This window comes from Nocardioides aromaticivorans, assembly GCF_013408525.1.
GTDB lineage: Bacteria > Actinomycetota > Actinomycetes > Propionibacteriales > Nocardioidaceae > Nocardioides > Nocardioides aromaticivorans.
Genome location: NZ_JACBZM010000001.1, coordinates 2432514 through 2444966, shown reverse-complemented (window position 1 = coordinate 2444966; position 12453 = coordinate 2432514). Strand labels below are relative to the sequence as shown.

The window sequence follows — 12453 nt, the reverse complement described above, 5'->3', positions numbered from 1 at the left end:
GTCGCTCGAAGGCTCGATTCGTATGACGTCCCCGCCGGCACCCACCTGGCCAGCCCGGGACGTCATACGAAACGGCCGCCCCAGCGCGCGCTTCGTATGACGCAAACCCGGCCATCCACGAACGAGCCGCCCCACGAGGCGCCGAACGAGATCCCGAGCGGTCAGAGGGTGACCCAGGGCGTGGTGAGCGACCACCCACCCCGCTCGACCACGAACCGCGCCGCACCGGTCCCCACCCCGGCGAACCGGAAGAAGCCGGCTCCGTCGACGGTGGTGGTGACATCGGGGGCCTCCGGGCGCTGCAGGGTCACCGACGTGAGTCCCTCGGCCTCCATGGCGACGCCGGAGGCGATCACCTCGCCGAGCACCTGGTCGCCGTCGACCTCGACCTCGAGGGTCAGCCCGCTGCGGCCGAAGGCCAGCGAGCGTGGGGCACCGGCAGAGGAGCGCACGGCCGCACCGGCGTCCAGTGCGGAGTCGTGCAGCAGCTCCGCGAGCTCGTCGTCCACCGAGCGCCAGGTGAAGGCGGCGCGGGCGGCCTCACGGCGGCGGTCCGGGACGGCGTCCGCCTCCTTGACCGCCTCGTCGAGCAGCGCCATCAGCGCGTCGTCGTCGAGCTTGCTCAGGTCGTCCCACTCACTCATGACCTCTCCCCTCCCACGAGATCAGGTCCCAGGCCCCGCAGGGACCGGGTACGACGCAGCTGGTCGAGCGCCCGGGCGCGGGTCGGTCCGATGCTGCCGATCGGGATCCCGAGCCGGCGGCTGATCTCCTCGTAGCCGACCGGCGGGTCCTCGAGCAGCAGGAGGAGCAGGTCGCGACGGCCCGCCGGGAGCTCGTCGAGCGCGTCGCGCAGCAGCTGGCGGCGCTCGGCGGCGAGCAGGTCGTCGCCGGCCACGTCGTCCTCGACGGCGTCCAGGCCGCCGGCCGCACCGTCCTCCTGCGGGTCGACCGGGCGGACCCGGCCCCGCGCGGCGAGCAGGCGCAGGCACTCGTTGCGGGTCGTCGTACGGATCCAGCCCGGCAGGGCGTCCGGCTCCCGCAGGTCACCGAGGTGTTCCACCAGTCGCAGCCACACCGTCTGGCTGACGTCGTCCCCATCCACCTCCGAGAGCCGGTGGCCGCGAACGATCGCGCCCACCAGGGGCAGGAAACGATCGACGATCGCGTCCCACGCATGCTGGTCTCCTTCCCGCGCTGCGGGGACGAGCGTGGACAGCGGCTCTGGCACGGTTGCATCGTCCCGCATCGAGGACCCGCGAGCCAGTACCGCTGATACGTCGAATCCGCCTCAGCCAGGTACTCAGCCAGGTACGACGCGCCCGCGCCACCGCCCCGCGATCCCGGCGCCCAGCAGCAGGGCGCCGAGGAGCGGGAACTCGACCGGCGCGTAGCCGAACCAGAAGTGGGTCGAGGGCAGGTCCTGGGAGAAGTCGTAGAAGCTGCCCGCGTCGGACACGAACCACAGGAACGGGGCGAGCCCCCACACGATCGCGGCGAGCACCGGGCCGAGCCCGGACAGTCGGGCGGACAGGGCCGCGACGGTCAGGAAGATCCCGCCGCCGAACAGCCACAACAGCTCCGCGGACCAGCCGGAGTCGGCGAAGGCGTAGACGTTGCGGAGGTACTTCTCGGCTCCGTAGTCCACGAGGGCCAGCCCGATCGGCGTGGCCACGAGCGCGACCAGAGGACCGACGATGTGGCGCAACACCATCGACCGGCGCCTCGGAGAGCCCGGGAAGCCGGACGAACCCGGCGATCCGGGCCCCGGTGAGCCGAAGGGCGCCGGCGGACCGAAGTCGTGCGACGGCGGGGCGGGATAGGGCGGCGGGCCGGCATCGGTCATGGCGCCGATCCTGCCCCGAGCCCGGCGGCGTACGCCAGCACCGGAATTTTCCTGGGTCCCCGTGTATCAGGACCCGATCCCGAGCGCTCCTCCCTCCGTCAAGCCGAAGCGGCGAACTCCCCGCCGCGCAGCTCCCGGAAGGAACATCGTCATGACCTGGAACGAGACCCACGAACGCACCCGCATCATCCGCGAGGTCGAGGCCGCCGCCGCGGTCGACATGAGCGGCGCCCTCCCCTGGCGGGAGGAGTGGAACCAGTACTTCAGCGGCCCGCACGGCCTGGTCGCCGCACTCCGCGCCCGCTGGCAGCACATGTGCGAGGCCCAGCTCGACGTGCAGGACGGCGAGGACCAGTTCCAGGACGCCTACACGCGCCTGCGCCGCACCCAGTCCGCGATCCTCGCGATCCTCCAGCGCGCCGACGCCGCCCACGCGGCCGCGGCAGCGGTGGACCTCCTGACACTGACGGGCCCGCGCCCCGCTCCCTCCCTCGCGCGGGCCCGTCGGTTGCACCTCCGCGGCCCCGTGCTGCCGGTCTGACCGGCAGCACGGACCGACGGGAACCGACGAGAAGGGGTACGACGCCATGCTCGAGCTCACGTACGTCGCCGCCACCAGCCGGCTGGACCGGCTGGGGATCCAGGAGCGCCAGGTGCTCCAGCTCATCGCCCACGGCCAGTCCGACGCCGCGATCGGGCGCCAGCTCGGCCTCTCGCCGCTGGCCACCGAGGAGATCAGCACGCGGATCTTCGACAAGCTCGGGCTGGAGCCCTCGCCGTACCTCAGCCGGCGTGTGCTCGCGGTCCTCACCCTGCGCCAGGCCCCTGCCGGGGCCACGGGAGCCCGCTCCCGGGACGCGGCGCACTGAGACCGCGGCACTTCCCGCGTTCTCGGGCCAGTGGGGGGCCTGATGACGCACACCGCAAGGGGTGGTCCGTTTCCGGGGCGGGCCACCCCTTGTCGCGTCCGGCCGCCTCAGTCGTCCGCTGCGTCGATCTCCCGCGCCTGCCGGTTGATCTCGGCCCGCTGCTCGGGGCTCAGCTCCCGCCAGGCGTCGAGGTACTCCCTCGCCCCCTGCAGGGCCAGGGTGGCGAACTCCGGGTCGTCGGCCAGCTCCCGCATCGAGGTGCGGCCGGCCAGGGTGTCGGAGATCTGGTCGCCGAGCGGGGTGCCGGCGTACCGGCCGGCGAGGACCGTGAGGCCCTCCCGCATCTGCCGGGCGGCGGCGCGGTCGCCGGTGTACTCCTCGAAGGTGTCCACGTCCGCCTACCTGCTGAAGGCCGCGAAGACCATGCGGTGGTGCCGGCCGGGCCAGTCGGCGGACCAGTCCTCGCCCACCCAGGTGGTGACGGACACGGCGACCGCGTCGTCGGAGTACTGGTTGATGTCGTCGGCGACCTCCTCGAGCAACGAGGCGATCGTGTTGTCGGCGTACTGCAGGGCGACGTGGAGGACCGCCGTCTCGGCCTCGGCGTCGACCTCCACGGAGATCGCCGCCATCGACGGCGTCACCGCGCCGATCAGTGCCTGCACGGCGGCCAGGACGACAGTGTTCTCGAGATCCAGGTGCTGGCTCATGCTCACCCCTTGGTGGGACTGGTCGGTACGACGCTCGGCGGCTTCGTGCCCTTGATGATGAAGACGTGGGTCGGCTGGTCGTGGTAGCCGGCCAGCGGGTTGTTGTTGTACCCCGTGACGTCGTTGTGGCGCACGATCGGGTGGCCGTGCTTGTCGTACCCGACGATCTTGGCCTTCCCGGAGTGCAGCGCGTCGAGGACGTCCTGCGCGTCCTTCTCGCTGTTGAAGTAGCCACCCTTGCCGCGCTTGACCCACTCGGGGGTGTCCTTCACGTGGCGGGCCTGCTTCTGGCGGCTCACCTTCTTGCCGATGTCGGCGATCTCCTTGGCGTTCGGGGGCTTCTTGGGGCCCTTGAAGCCCTTGAAGGAGTTGCGGGACTTGGTCGCCAGCCGCCGCAGGACGGGTCCCAGGCCCTTCACCTTCGTGCCGACCCGGCCGAGCGCGAGCAGGGCCCTTGCCTTCGCGAGGTCACGGATGTCGTCGATGGCCTTGATGATCCGCTTCGCGAACTTGATGGCCCGGGCCGTCGCGACGCCGGCGGCCACCGCGCCGCCGCCCCCGAAGGTGAAGAAGCTGGTGATGACCCCGATGGTGGCGGTGATCCCGAGCTCGATCGCCAGCTCCTTGAGGATCCCCTTGATGACCTCACGCTGCTGGTCGACGACGTCGGCGTAGCCGTCGCAGGCCGAGGCCAGCTCGCCGAACGCCTCGGCGAGGTCGACGGCGGCGTCCTTCAGCTCGGTGACGGCGTTGACCGCCAGCGGGATCTCCGGCGATTTCTGCGCCTCCAGCAGCCCGATGGCGCTGTCGCAGGTGCCCGGGAGCAGGGCGACCGAGCGCTGTGCGGTGCGCCAGGTGTTCGCCGCCTGGCGCAGCCTGCCGGTGTCGGCGTTGGGCCACACGAAGCCCTCGAGGTGGTCCACCACGAGGTCCCAGAACTCCGGTGCGCCGCCGGCGTCGCCGCCCTCGGCGGACGGCACCGAGAAGGACGGTACGTCGATCTCGCCCGCTCCGCTGAGCGACTGGCTGCCGTCGTACACGAGGGGCGGGGCGCCGTAGACGGCTCCGTTGTCGGCCTTGCGGTGGTTCTCGATCGACAGGGCGGTGAGGACGCCGAGGTTGCCGGCGGCGTCCACGAAGTCGCGCAGCGCGTCGACCGCTCCCTGGGCACCGGGGTCGTACTCGACGGCGAAGTCGTGCGAGGTCGAGTCGTCGCCGGCCATCCCGCCGTGTCCCGCGAGGTCGGAGGTGAGCGTCTCGTAGTGGATGGCCGCGCGCTGGTTGACGGAGATCAGCGCCTCGGTGGCGTCGTCGTAGCCCGTGCCGCCGACGTCGACGCGCGTCACTGGACGGCCCGCCACATGTCGACATTGGCCTGCCAGGCGGCGACGTAGAGGCCGTGCGCGTCGTTGTTCTCGGCGATCAGGTCCGAGAGGGCCAGCGCCATCGCGTCGAGTCCCTTGTCGAGCTCGGCGCGCGCGAGCTTCTGCGCCTCGGCGGAGAGACCCTCCCACTCCGACTCCAGGATCCGCATCTGGCGGCGGAAGTCGGTGATGCTGCGGTCGATCTTCGCGTGGCAGGTCGTCAGCTCGCGGACCAGCTCGTCGAGCTCGTCGGAGTCGAGGGAGTACCGGTCGGACTTCTCCATCAGCCGAGCCGCTCGATGATGTGGGCGGAGATCTGGTCGAGGTTGGCCTGGCTCTCGGCGTCCTCCTGGCGGATGTCGCGGTGGAAGGCGTCGATGAGCTCACGCATCGCGACCAGCCCTTCCTCCGCGTCGGTGGCTCCGGCCAGCCAGTCCGCCCAGATCGGGAGGAAGGACTCGGCGGCGTCCCCGGTCCATCCCTTCCCGAGCAGGTCGTGGACCCTCCGGTCGATGCGGTCGCGGGTGGCCCGCAGCTCGGTCGCGGCGGTGACGATGTCCTCCTTGCCCCGGTCGAGGGCGGCATGGACGAGTCCGAGGTTCACGAGTCCTCCCGAGGGCTCATGTCGGTGTGGGCTGGGGACTCCCCTCTTGCCCGGACTCGCCGACCGAAAACGCGCCGACCCGGCACCGCGCAGATCAACTGCCCGCGCCGCGCTCCTCGGTGCGCACGGTGACCTTCTTCAGCAGCCGGTTGAGCGTCGCGAGCTCCCGCTCGGTGAGGGCGTCGGCGAGGTCGTTCTCCGCCTCGCCGCGGATGTCCATCGCGCGGCGCCAGATCTCGATGCCGGCCTTGGTGACCTCGACGATCACCCGGCGCCGGTCGTCGACCGACGGGATCCGCCGGATCCAGCCGGCCTTCTCGAGGCCGTCCAGCCGGCCGGTCATGCCGGCTCCGGAGACGGCGAGCTCCGCGGCCAGCTCGGTCGGCGAGGCCGAGCCCGGGGTGTCGCGGATCATCAGCACGTGGAGGGTGTCGTACTCGAAGTCGGTCAGGCCGACCTCGGCGACCGCGTGCTGCTTGGCGTGGCGCAGGTAGCGGTCGATCCGGCCGATCCGCACGAAGGCCGCCTCGACCTGGTCGTCGAAGGCGATGTCGAGCCAGTGGTCCCGCCACCGCGCGACGTGGCGGTCGGTCCAGTCCTCGGGCATGGCGTCAGGGTAGTGGCGACCGCTTCGCCAGCGAATACTTAGTTGTCGAATACTTAGCCAGCGAACTATCTTGGTCGGCATGCCCGCCTCCCCGCTCACCTCCCCCGACTTCCGGTGGCTCGTGTCCGGCATCGCGGTCAGTGGCCTCGGCTCGGCGATGACCCCGGTGGCGCTGGCGTTCGCGGTCCTCGACCTCGGCGGGTCGGCGAGCCAGCTCGGCCTCGTGATCGCCGCCTTCGCCCTGGCCGACGTCGTCACGACCCTGTACGGCGGCGTACTCGGCGACCGGCTCCCCCGCCAGCTCCTGATGCAGGGCTCCGCCACGGCCACCTGCGTCAGCCAGGCGATCTGCGCGACGGTGCTCGTCACCGACCACGGCTCGATCCTCTTCCTCGCCCTCATCGGTGTCGTCAACGGCTGCCTCGGGGCGCTCGCGCAGCCCGCGTCCAACTCGATGACCCGCTTCACCGTGGCCGAGGCCCAGCTGCCGCGGGCGGTGGTCGTGCGCAGCCTGGCCAGCCAGACGTCGTACGCGATCGGGTTCGCGCTCGCGGGCATCGTCGTCGCGACCGCGGGCCCGGGCTGGGCGATCGCGGTCGACGCGCTGACCTACGCCGTCGCCGCGGGGTGCTTCGCGATGATCCGGGTCGCGGCCCCGACGACCGCCGGGGGCGAGCGGCTGCTGGCCGAGCTGGCCGACGGCGCGCGCGAGGTGCTGCGGCACACCTGGCTGTGGCTGCTGATCGGGCAGGCGCTGCTCTACCACCTGTGCTTCGGCGGCGCCCAGGGCGTGCTCGGCCCGATCGTCGTCGGCGACACCTGGGGCGAGGAGGCCTGGGGCGGCGCGATGGCCGCACTCATGGCGGGCTTCGTGATCGGCGGGCTGGTCGCGCTGCGCTGGCGCCCGCGCCACCTGCTCCGCTCGGGCGTGGTCCTGCTGTCGCTGACCGCCGCGTTCCCGCTGGCGATGGCGCTCGCCGACCAGCTCTGGCTGGTGCTCGCCGGCGCGGCCGTGCACGGCATCGGCCTGCAGCTGTTCAGCGTCAGCTGGGACCTCGCCATCCAGGAGAACGTCGCCGAGGACAAGCTCTCCCGGGTCTACGCCTTCGACCTCGTCGGCTCGTTCGTCTGCCGGCCGCTGGGGCTCGCGCTGACCGGCCCCGTCGCGGGCGTCGTGGGCACCGACCGCTGGCTGGTCGTGGTCGCCGGCGTGATGGGGGTGAGCTCGCTGGCCGCGCTGGCAGCACCCTCGGTGCGCGGGCTGAGGCGCCGGCCGGAGCTCGATCCGGCTGGGGCGGCCGGGGCGGCTGGGGCGGCTCCGGCGGCGTCGATGTAACACGCTGTTCGTCGATCTGGTCGGCGGAAGTCAGGGGCGACACGCCGTGAATCGGCCCCCATCGCCCTGAAGAGCGGCGGGCAGATGGCCGAACAGCGTGTTACATCGCAGCCCACCCACCGCCCGTCAGCGCAGCACGGACCCCTTCGGTACGACGACCGGCGCGCCGCGCTCGCCGACCTCCACGTCGAGGATCACGTGGTGGCTGGCCTCGCCGAGGATCGCCGACTGGTTGGCGACGAGCACCCGGGTGCCGAGGAAGGTCGCGTTCGACGGGCTGTCGAAGGGGACCGCCGACCCGGTGGCGGACCACCGGGCGAGCACCTTGCCGGTGGGGCTGAGCTTGACGAGCTTGTTGGCGCCGAGCAGGGCGAGGTAGATGTTGCCGGACCTGGCGACACCGAAGCCGTCGGGCAGGTCGAGCGCTCCGCCCGCGGTCCACACCGTCGACAGCGCGCCCGGGCTTCCGTCCGCGCGCACGGCGAGCCGGTAGAGGTGGCCGCGGAACAGCTCCAGCGGGTCGCCGCTGGTCTGCTGGCTGACCAGGAACGACCGGGTCGCGGGCTGGTAGACGAGGCCCGTCGTACCGAACCCGGCGACGCCCTCCAGCTTGGTCGACCGGAACCACGCACGTGGCGTGCCGCCGGCAGCCGGGATCCGCCAGATGACGGCCTGGCCGTAGTCGCTGACGAAGAGCGCCCCGCCCGGGCCCCACGTCGCGTAGTTGGGGATCGGGTGCCCACCACCCGGGAGGTCGGGGATCGTCGCCTGCACCTGGAACCTGCCGGTGCGCACGTCGAGGGTCAGCACCCGCGCCCGCGACTTCTCCAGCAGGACCAGCCGGCCGCGGGCGTCGTTGGCCGCGACCTGGACGCCGCGCGGCTTGGCGAGGTCCTGGCCGGGGACCGTCCAGGAGCGCAGCAGCGTGCCGCCCGCGGTGTACTCGAAGACCCGCGAGCGCATCGAGTCACCGGACGGGTTGGTGTAGGTGCCGGCGTACACGCGTCCGTTGGGGTGGACGTGGACGTACGCCGGGAAGCCGGGCGACTGGACCTTCGCGAAGACCCGGGCGGTGCCGGGCGCGCGCTCGGCGGCGTGCGCGGGGACCAGCCCGACCGCGACCAGCACGGCGAGCAGGGCCAGCAGCGTCGTACGACGGATCACAGCTTCTCCAGCACCTCGACGGCCGCACGCTTGCCCGAGCGCACGGCCCCGTCCATGTAGCCGGTCCAGTAGGTCGAGGTCTCGGTGCCGGCCCAGTGCACGCGCCCGTAGGGCCGGTGGATGTGGTGTCCGTAGGTCGCCATCACGCGGGGCGGGTAGATCGCGACCGGGCCGCCGCGGGTCCAGCGCTCGTGGGTCCAGTCGTGCTCGGTGTATTCGATGGGCTTGAGCGCCTTGTCGCCGAACATCCGCGCGAAGCCCTGCAGCACGGCCGCACGGCGCTCGGCGCGCGAGAGCGAGCCGTACTGCCGCCACGTCGAGCCGCCGACGAACGCCAGCAGGATGCCGTGGCCGGTGTTGCGCACGCCGTTGTCGAAGGCGACCCGGACCGCGCCGGAGTCGGCGAGGCCGAAGCCGCTGAGCCCGTCCTCGCGCCAGAACGGCTTCTCGTAGACGGCGTCGCACTTCATCAGGCGACCCATCTGCATCTTCGACAGGAGGGTACGACGCCCGGCCGGCATGCCGGGCAGGGCGATGTCGAGCACCTGCTTCGGCGGGGCGGCGACCACGACCCGGCGGGCCGCGACCCGCCCGCGCGTGGTGTGCACGACGGCGCGGCCGTCGACGTGCTCGATCCGCGTGACCGCGGCCGCCAGCGCGACCCGGTCGCCGAGCTTGCGCGCGAGGGCGAGCGGCACCCGCTGGGAGCCCCCGACGAACCGGCTCTCCTGCGCGCCACCGGCGGTGTCGGAGTTGCGCTCGAAGGTGCCGACGTGGGTCTCGTTGCCCGAGCAGGCGATGTAGTGCAGGACGTAGAGCAGCGAGAGCTGGTCGGGGTCGGCGCCGAACCCGGGCTGGGTCCACGACTTGATCAGGTTGTCGATGCCCTTGCTGTTGAGGGTGTTGCTGCTGAGCCACTGACCGAGGGTGATCGCGTCCCACTGGGCGGCCTTGGGGTGGGCCCAGGGCGCGTCGACCGGCACCTCGGCGGCCATCTCGTCGAGCCGCGTCAGCGCGAGCGCGGCGTCGAGCAGGATCGTCGGGTCCGGCGGCACGGTGCCCTTGAACTCCTGGCGTCCCACCAGCGGGTTCGACGAGACGTAGACGTTGTTGCCGTCGACGTACTCCTTGAAGGTGGCGATGCCGAGCTCGTCGGCGAGCGCCTTGATGTGGTTCTGCGTGGGGCCGATGAAGGCGCCGCCGGCCTCGATGGTGCCGCCGGTGCGCAGGCCGTGGTTGAGGACCCGGCCGCCGACCCGGTCGCGGGCCTCGACGACGAGGACCGAGCGGCCGCGGCGGGCGATCCGGTCGGCGGTCACCAGGCCGGCGATGCCGCCACCGACGACCACGACGTCGACCTTGCGGGGCAGCGAGCCGCTCAGGGTGGCGGCGTTGACCTCGGCCTCGAGGGCGTCCGTGGCGAGGGCCCCGAGGGCGACCGCGCCACCGGCGAGCAGGCCGCGGCGACCCAGGGCGAGTGCGTCGGAGGAGAGCAAGGGAACACCTTTCGCCGGCGACAAACGTGAATCTGTGTCAGTTTCTGGTTTGGGAGGCTACACTGCGGCCATGACTTCCGCCAGCGTCGAGGGATCAACGACCGACCCGGTGCCGGGTGCTGTCGGGCCCACCCGTCGCCGGCTGCCCACCCAGGCGCGCTCGCGCGAACGGGTCGAGCGGATCCTCGACGCGGCCGCCCAGCTGGTCGTCGCCGACGGCGTCGAGGGACTCACCACGCGCTCCATCGCGGAGACCGCCGGCCTCCCGGTGGCCTCGCTCTACCAGTACTTCGCCGACAAGGAGGCCGTGCTCCTCGCCCTGTGCGAGCGGGACATGGCCGAGATGGACGAGCAGGTGGCCGAGGACCTCGCCGCCGCCGGCGAGCTCACGATGGCCGGCCTCGTCGAGACGTCCATGCGGGCGTTCGTGAAGGTCTACCACCGCCGCCCGGCCTTCATGCAGATCTGGATGCGGGGGCGCACCAACACCGCGGTCTACGACTACGGCCGCCACCACAACAAGCGCATCACCGAGAACCTGCTCGCCTACGCCGCCGACCTCGGCCTGATCGACCAGGGCAGCTACTCCGACGCCGAGCTGACCGCGATCGGCGAGCTCGCCGTCGAGCTCGGCGACCGCGCCTTCCAGCTGGCCTTCGAGCGCGACCCGCACGGCGACGAGTTCCTCATCGACGAGGCCATCGACCTGGTCGCGGGCTACCTCCAGAAGGTCACCGCCCGGTGAGCCTCCCCCGGGCCGGGGACCTCCGGGCCGGTGTCGCCGCGGCGGCCCGGCAGCTCGCCGAGGCCGGCCTCCTCGTCGGCACCGCCGGCAACGTCAGCGCCCGCGCGGGCGACCTGGTCGCCGTGACCGGCACCGGCGTCGTGCTCGGCGCCTGCACCACCGACGACGTCACCGTGGTCTCGCGCTCCGGCGCCGTCGTCGAGGGCCGGCTGGCGCCCACCTCCGAGCTCGCCCTCCACCTCGGCGTGTACGACGACAGCCCCCACGTCGCCGCGGTCGTCCACACGCACGCGCCCTTCGCCACCGCGGTGGCCTGCGTCCTCGACGAGCTCCCGGTGCTGCACTACCAGCAGCTCGCGCTGGGCGGCGAGGTCCGCGTGGCGTCGTACGCGACCTTCGGGACGGACGCACTGGCCGCCTCGGTCCGCACCGCGCTCGAGGGCCGCAGCGCCGCGCTGATGGCCAACCACGGCTCGGTCGCCGTGGGCGCGACCCTCGAGAAGGCGGTCGAGAACGCCGTGCTGCTCGAGTGGCTCTGCCAGCTCCACCACCGCGCCTCGGCGCTCGGCACGCCGCGCGTGCTCACCGCCGAGCAGCAGGCCGACGTCATCCGGGTCGCCATCGAGCGCGACTACGGCACCACCAAGGAGAACCCCCAGTGACCACCATGACCGTCGCCGCCGTCGGCGTGCACGTCCTCGACACGCACGTCCTCGGCATCGAGTCGATCCCGGACGGCTCGGAGGGCCAGCTCGTCGAGACCATCCGGATGTCGCCCGCCGGGACGGCCGGCGGCACGGCGGTGGTGCTCGCGCGGCTCGGCGCCGAGGTGCGGTCGTACGGCGCCGTCGGCACCGACCCCGTCGGCGACACCCTGCTCGCACTGCTCGCCCGCGAGGGCGTCGAGGTCGACGGGCTGGTGCGCAAGGCCGAGGCGCAGACGTCCGCGTCCGTGCTCCCCGTGCGCCCGAACGGCGACCGCCCGGCGTGGCACTGCATCGGGGCCAACGGCGCGTTCACGCTCGACGACCTGCCCGCGGACCTGCTCGACGGCGTGACCCACCTCCACCTCGGCGGCCCCGAGTTCCTCGGCGGCGAGGCCGCCGGGCAGCTCCTCGGCAGGGCCCGCGCCGCGGGCGTGACCACCTCGGTCGACGTACTCGCGCCGGGGGACGCGGACATGCTCGCCTGGATCGCAGACGCCCTCCCCCACACCGACTTCCTGCTGCCCAACGACGAGCAGGTGCTGGGCTTCACCGGCGCAGCCACGCTCGCCGAGGGCGCGCAGGCCCTGCTCGAGCGCGGGGTCGGCTGCGTCGCGGTCACCCAGGGCGCGAAGGGCGCGCTCGTCGCCACGGCCTCGGGGGTCGTGGAGGTGCCGGCCTTCCCGATCGAGGTCGTCGACACCACCGGCTGCGGCGACGCCTTCTCCGCCGGCTTCCTGCGGGGGCTCTCGCTCGGGCTGGCTCCGGCCGAGGCGGCCCGGCTCGGGTGCGCGACCGCGGCCCAGGTCGCGCAGGGACTCGGCACGGATGCGGGGTCCTACGACCTCGCGGCGGTCCAGGAGCTCGCCGCTTCGCGCTGAGCTGTCTCCTGCGGCGCGGTCCGGGGGCTCGCGTCGGGGTTGCGTCATACGAAGCGGCCGCCCGAGCGACCGGAACGCATGACGCAACACAGGCGCCGAGGTCGCCCCACCGGGGACGTCATACGAA

At 72.6% G+C, this 12453-nt stretch carries 17 protein-coding genes; 6 read left to right on the top strand and 11 right to left on the bottom strand.

The window, feature by feature from the left end:
* Nucleotides 1-161: 161 nt before the first annotated feature.
* From BJ993_RS11520 to BJ993_RS11510, 3 genes are all read right to left on the bottom strand, one after another.
* On the bottom strand, nucleotides 162-644 hold the full coding sequence (locus BJ993_RS11520; protein WP_179648907.1) for a hypothetical protein: 483 nt from the start codon (nucleotides 642-644) through the stop codon (nucleotides 162-164).
* Entirely contained in the window at nucleotides 641-1231 is a 591-nt protein-coding gene (locus BJ993_RS11515) for an RNA polymerase sigma factor (RefSeq protein ID WP_218864681.1), read from the bottom strand. Before BJ993_RS11515 ends, BJ993_RS11520 begins: the two co-directional genes overlap by 4 nt.
* 72 nt (nucleotides 1232-1303) lie before the next feature.
* Complete coding sequence (locus BJ993_RS11510) at nucleotides 1304-1714, bottom strand: hypothetical protein (RefSeq protein ID WP_179648906.1); 411 nt, start codon at nucleotides 1712-1714, stop codon at nucleotides 1304-1306.
* 283 nt (nucleotides 1715-1997) lie between these two features.
* Here BJ993_RS11510 and BJ993_RS11505 point away from each other — a divergent pair, with 283 nt between their 5' ends.
* Nucleotides 1998-2387, top strand: coding sequence for a hypothetical protein (locus tag BJ993_RS11505; RefSeq protein WP_036543575.1), 390 nt, complete (start codon nucleotides 1998-2000; stop codon nucleotides 2385-2387).
* A 46-nt stretch (nucleotides 2388-2433) separates the two neighbouring features.
* Entirely contained in the window at nucleotides 2434-2715 is a 282-nt protein-coding gene (locus tag BJ993_RS11500; protein ID WP_036543576.1) for a LuxR C-terminal-related transcriptional regulator, read from the top strand.
* A 107-nt stretch (nucleotides 2716-2822) separates the two neighbouring features.
* Here BJ993_RS11500 and BJ993_RS11495 read toward each other — a convergent pair whose 3' ends face one another.
* The 6 genes from BJ993_RS11495 to BJ993_RS11470 form a co-directional block, all read right to left on the bottom strand.
* Nucleotides 2823-3107 (bottom strand): hypothetical protein, encoded by a 285-nt coding sequence (locus BJ993_RS11495; protein WP_036543579.1) that lies wholly within the window; start codon nucleotides 3105-3107, stop codon nucleotides 2823-2825.
* A gap of 6 nt (nucleotides 3108-3113) precedes the next feature.
* Nucleotides 3114-3425: a hypothetical protein gene (locus BJ993_RS11490; RefSeq protein WP_179648905.1), complete on the bottom strand. Its 312-nt coding sequence runs from the start codon at nucleotides 3423-3425 to the stop codon at nucleotides 3114-3116.
* A 2-nt stretch (nucleotides 3426-3427) separates the two neighbouring features.
* Nucleotides 3428-4771: a WXG100-like domain-containing protein gene (locus BJ993_RS11485; protein ID WP_179648904.1), complete on the bottom strand. Its 1344-nt coding sequence runs from the start codon at nucleotides 4769-4771 to the stop codon at nucleotides 3428-3430.
* Nucleotides 4768-5073: a WXG100 family type VII secretion target gene (locus tag BJ993_RS11480; RefSeq protein ID WP_036543582.1), complete on the bottom strand. Its 306-nt coding sequence runs from the start codon at nucleotides 5071-5073 to the stop codon at nucleotides 4768-4770. The genes BJ993_RS11485 and BJ993_RS11480 overlap by 4 nt, the downstream gene beginning before the upstream one ends.
* A complete protein-coding gene (locus tag BJ993_RS11475; protein ID WP_036543584.1) occupies nucleotides 5073-5393 on the bottom strand; it encodes a WXG100 family type VII secretion target in 321 nt (106 codons plus the stop codon). Before BJ993_RS11475 ends, BJ993_RS11480 begins: the two co-directional genes overlap by 1 nt.
* A gap of 94 nt (nucleotides 5394-5487) precedes the next feature.
* Nucleotides 5488-6000, bottom strand: a complete 513-nt coding sequence (locus BJ993_RS11470) for a MarR family winged helix-turn-helix transcriptional regulator (RefSeq protein WP_036543585.1) — start codon at nucleotides 5998-6000, stop codon at nucleotides 5488-5490.
* Between the two features lie 79 nt (nucleotides 6001-6079).
* On the opposite strand from BJ993_RS11470, the gene BJ993_RS11465 reads away from it, so the two are divergent.
* Nucleotides 6080-7336, top strand: coding sequence for an MFS transporter (locus BJ993_RS11465; protein ID WP_179648902.1), 1257 nt, complete (start codon nucleotides 6080-6082; stop codon nucleotides 7334-7336).
* Between the two features lie 126 nt (nucleotides 7337-7462).
* On the opposite strand, the gene BJ993_RS11460 is transcribed toward BJ993_RS11465, so the two are convergent.
* On the bottom strand, nucleotides 7463-8500 hold the full coding sequence (locus tag BJ993_RS11460) for an SMP-30/gluconolactonase/LRE family protein (RefSeq protein ID WP_179648901.1): 1038 nt from the start codon (nucleotides 8498-8500) through the stop codon (nucleotides 7463-7465).
* On the bottom strand, nucleotides 8497-9996 hold the full coding sequence (locus tag BJ993_RS11455; protein WP_179648900.1) for a flavin monoamine oxidase family protein: 1500 nt from the start codon (nucleotides 9994-9996) through the stop codon (nucleotides 8497-8499). Before BJ993_RS11455 ends, BJ993_RS11460 begins: the two co-directional genes overlap by 4 nt.
* Nucleotides 9997-10066: 70 nt before the next feature.
* Here BJ993_RS11455 and BJ993_RS11450 point away from each other — a divergent pair, with 70 nt between their 5' ends.
* From BJ993_RS11450 to BJ993_RS11440, 3 genes are read left to right on the top strand one after another with little or no spacing between them, the layout of a single operon-like run.
* The gene (locus tag BJ993_RS11450; RefSeq protein ID WP_179648899.1) at nucleotides 10067-10741 is read left to right on the top strand and encodes a TetR/AcrR family transcriptional regulator; all 675 of its coding nucleotides are present in this window, start codon (nucleotides 10067-10069) and stop codon (nucleotides 10739-10741) included.
* Nucleotides 10738-11403, top strand: a complete 666-nt coding sequence (locus BJ993_RS11445) for a class II aldolase/adducin family protein (protein WP_179648898.1) — start codon at nucleotides 10738-10740, stop codon at nucleotides 11401-11403. The genes BJ993_RS11450 and BJ993_RS11445 overlap by 4 nt, the downstream gene beginning before the upstream one ends.
* Nucleotides 11404-11408: 5 nt before the next feature.
* Nucleotides 11409-12326 (top strand): carbohydrate kinase family protein, encoded by a 918-nt coding sequence (locus BJ993_RS11440; protein WP_036544189.1) that lies wholly within the window; start codon nucleotides 11409-11411, stop codon nucleotides 12324-12326.
* Nucleotides 12327-12453: the final 127 nt, after the last annotated feature.

Excerpts from the sequence above, each read along its gene's own strand:
- BJ993_RS11520 (WP_179648907.1), bottom strand. The coding sequence starts at position 644 with ATGAGTGAGTGGGACGACCTGAGCAAGCTCGACGACGACGCGCTGATG.
- BJ993_RS11440 (WP_036544189.1), top strand. The coding sequence starts at position 11,409 with ATGACCGTCGCCGCCGTCGGCGTGCACGTCCTCGACACGCACGTCCTC.
- BJ993_RS11450 (WP_179648899.1), top strand. The coding sequence starts at position 10,067 with ATGACTTCCGCCAGCGTCGAGGGATCAACGACCGACCCGGTGCCGGGT.
- BJ993_RS11490 (WP_179648905.1), bottom strand. The coding sequence starts at position 3,425 with ATGAGCCAGCACCTGGATCTCGAGAACACTGTCGTCCTGGCCGCCGTG.
- BJ993_RS11480 (WP_036543582.1), bottom strand. The coding sequence starts at position 5,073 with ATGGAGAAGTCCGACCGGTACTCCCTCGACTCCGACGAGCTCGACGAG.
- BJ993_RS11500 (WP_036543576.1), top strand. The coding sequence starts at position 2,434 with ATGCTCGAGCTCACGTACGTCGCCGCCACCAGCCGGCTGGACCGGCTG.
- BJ993_RS11510 (WP_179648906.1), bottom strand. The coding sequence starts at position 1,714 with ATGGTGTTGCGCCACATCGTCGGTCCTCTGGTCGCGCTCGTGGCCACG.
- BJ993_RS11465 (WP_179648902.1), top strand. The coding sequence starts at position 6,080 with ATGCCCGCCTCCCCGCTCACCTCCCCCGACTTCCGGTGGCTCGTGTCC.
- BJ993_RS11505 (WP_036543575.1), top strand. The coding sequence starts at position 1,998 with ATGACCTGGAACGAGACCCACGAACGCACCCGCATCATCCGCGAGGTC.
- BJ993_RS11470 (WP_036543585.1), bottom strand. The coding sequence starts at position 6,000 with ATGCCCGAGGACTGGACCGACCGCCACGTCGCGCGGTGGCGGGACCAC.